Consider the following 2,589-nt stretch of genomic DNA (forward strand, 5'->3'; position numbering starts at 1 on the left):
GCTGAGCACCAGCACACCGCCGGTGCCCAGCGCATCGGCGACCGGCTCCAGATCCGTGGCGCCCGGCGACAGGCCCTCGGCAGGGAGCCAGTTCAGAGTGGGGCGCATGCGCATGCCGCCAGAGTACGGAACCCGGGAGCCACGGGGCGGGCAGAAAGCACCCGTGCGGTCACTCACCGTGCGAGTGCGGCGTCCGGCCCCGTCAGCGCTCGGCGCGATCAGAACTCGTCCTCTGGGAACTCCGGGTCGGCGTAGTCGCTTTCGTCCCACTCGGCGTCGTCCATCGCCGGGCCGGCGAAGAAGCCCTCCATGAGTTCCTGCAGATCCAGCTCGGTGGCACCGGCCGGAGCGGTGGGCTTGGTGCCGTCGCTCATCCGCACAGTCAGGCCGAGCTTCTTGACCTTGGCGTCCTCGGCCAACGCGGCGAGGTCCACATTCACCTCGGTCAGCTCGTCGTTCTTCAGCGTGAAGTCCGCCGTCACCTTGGTGTCGGGCGCGTCCTTGAGGTCCTTGTCCGTCGGCAGCTCCATGCCCGGCGGCAGGCCCTTCGCCAGCGGGCGGATCTCGTCGAGCAGCTCGGTGATCAGCGTGCGGAAGGGAGCCGTGGCGGTAACGTGCTCGGTGCCGTTCTCGCCGTCGGCCGTCTTGAAGCTCACCTCACGGGCGACGACCGTCCGGAGGGCTTCCACGAGCTTCTTCTGCGTCTTGGCGTCGAGGGACGGGGCGGGCGCGGGACCGCCCTGGCCCTCGGCGACGGCCTCCTCCATCTTCTTGGCGCTGAACTTCACCCACTTGCCCTCAAGGACGTTCTTGAAGGACTGAGCCTGCGGAGGCAGGTCTTCAGCGGCCGGTACAGGGCTGCCCATCATCTGGCCGATGGTGTCGACGTCGGCACGGACGTAGATGTAGTCGCCGATCAGCCGGTACTCGGCGAGATCGCCCTCCGGATTGCTGATCTTCATGGCCATGCCGACGAGATCCTTCTCGCCGGACTCGTCGAGCGGCTTCTTCGACTGCACGGTAACCGTGATCGTCGCGTCGCTCATCAACTCGGCGGCCTCATCCGGGATCTCGTCGCCGGGCGCGGGGTCGGACTTGGCGTCCAGCGCCTTCAGGGACGTGATGTCGGTGTCCAGGTCGAGCTCGAAGGAGAGCGTCTTCTTCTTGCCGAGCTGCTCGAAGGCCTGGTCGAGCTTCTGGCCGGCGGAAAGCTGCTCCGCCGTTCCGCAGGCAGTGGAGCCCGCGAGTACGGCACCGACGACGGCGGTAGCGGTGAGGGTCTTGCGTATGACGCTGATGATGGTCTCCTCGTGGGTACGATCACGAAAGTGATCGATCAGAAGACTCACAACCCGCTCACAAGGTTGCACTGCCCAATCGGGCAACCGAAGTGAGCCGCACGAGAGGCCATTTGACGCAGCGTTCGACGAGCGGTCGGCTTAAAACAGGGCGGAGGGCGTTGTCAAGTTGCTGTTGCGGCAGGCGAGTTGCTGCAGGAGGCGTACGACCACGCCCCGGGTGCCCGGGTCCGGCCCTGGGCCGGTGTCCGCGCTCGCAGCGAGACCTCGGGCGGCAACGGCGTGTCCGCCTTTGTCGCGATCACCTGCGCTGACTCCAACCTGCGCCCCGGATTCATCGAAGCCGAGGAAATGATCAAGCGGATCAAGGCGGCCTCCCCCGTCTTCGGCGAAGCCTGGTCCCCGGTCGTCTACCTCTGTTACGACTGGCCGTTCGAAGGCGAGCACGCCACCCCCGACGTCAGCACGGACGGCGCTCCCCCGATCCTCGTCGTCGCTAACGCCGGCGACCCGACGACACCGTACGCGGGCACCAAGCACATGGCGGACGAGCTGGGCGAGGGGGTCGGCGTCCTGCTGACAGTGCGGGCCGAGGGTCACGGGTCCTCCCCCTACAACCGCTGCGCAACCAGGGCCGTCACATGTACCTCCTCGACGGCACCACGTGCTTGTAATACGCCCTCCGGAGCACGAGTGCTTGCCCCATCCCCCTACAGGCATGCATCTACGGCATACCTCCCCACCGCGTAAGAACCCACCCAGACAGGAGTGCGTCAGTCGGCTACGACTCGACGACAACGTTCTCCGCCTGAGGGCCCTTCGGCCCCTGGGTGACGTCGTAGGAGACTCGGTCGTCTTCGTGCAGTTCCTTGAATCCGGTGGTCTGGATGGCGGAGAAGTGGACGAACACGTCCGGACCGCCGCCGTCCTGCTGGATGAAGCCGAAGCCCTTGTCCGGGTTGAACCACTTCACTTTGCCAGTCGCCATGATGCTCTCCTCCAATGGGTTCCGGGTGCGTGGGAGCACTTTCGGAAGCGCCCCCGAACAGCACTCGCAACACACAGCACGCATGCAGCCACACTACGCGACGTCAAGGTCGAGTCGCCATTGTCCACAGGTCGCCTCCGGGCAGGGTTCTGCACTATGACGACCACGCAGCGGGCAGAGCCCGGGAGGCGAAGAAGGTGCCGCGGTCGGCAACGACTCTGCGGGTGCCGATAAAATATTCGGCCAGGTCAGTCTCCCTGTTCCCTTCGGGTACGCCTTGCTGGCGTGAAAACATGGCTGCGG

At 66.0% G+C, this 2,589-nt stretch carries 3 protein-coding genes and 1 pseudogene; 1 reads left to right on the forward strand and 3 read right to left on the reverse strand.

Features of this window, described 5'->3' with window-relative positions:
- Both ACFP2V_RS16275 and ACFP2V_RS16280 read right to left on the reverse strand, forming a co-directional pair.
- Positions 1–114, reverse strand: a pseudogene (locus ACFP2V_RS16275) (NAD-dependent protein deacetylase 1); the annotation flags it as partial.
- Between the two features lie 104 nt (positions 115–218).
- Positions 219–1,349, reverse strand: coding sequence for a hypothetical protein (locus ACFP2V_RS16280; protein ID WP_381212041.1), 1,131 nt, complete (start codon positions 1,347–1,349; stop codon positions 219–221).
- A gap of 138 nt (positions 1,350–1,487) precedes the next feature.
- On the opposite strand from ACFP2V_RS16280, the gene ACFP2V_RS16285 reads away from it, so the two are divergent.
- Positions 1,488–2,048: an alpha/beta hydrolase gene (locus ACFP2V_RS16285; RefSeq protein ID WP_381212044.1), complete on the forward strand. Its 561-nt coding sequence runs from the start codon at positions 1,488–1,490 to the stop codon at positions 2,046–2,048.
- A 31-nt stretch (positions 2,049–2,079) separates the two neighbouring features.
- Here ACFP2V_RS16285 and ACFP2V_RS16290 read toward each other — a convergent pair whose 3' ends face one another.
- On the reverse strand, positions 2,080–2,286 hold the full coding sequence (locus ACFP2V_RS16290) for a cold-shock protein (RefSeq protein WP_381212047.1): 207 nt from the start codon (positions 2,284–2,286) through the stop codon (positions 2,080–2,082).
- Positions 2,287–2,589 lie beyond the last annotated feature (303 nt).

This window comes from Streptomyces incanus (genome assembly GCF_042656345.1).
In the GTDB taxonomy this organism is placed as follows: domain Bacteria; phylum Actinomycetota; class Actinomycetes; order Streptomycetales; family Streptomycetaceae; genus Streptomyces; species Streptomyces incanus.

What these genes read in the sequence shown, in the direction of transcription:
- ACFP2V_RS16290 (WP_381212047.1), bottom strand. Translation starts at nt 2,286, where the DNA reads ATGGCGACTGGCAAAGTGAAGTGGTTCAACCCGGACAAGGGCTTCGGC.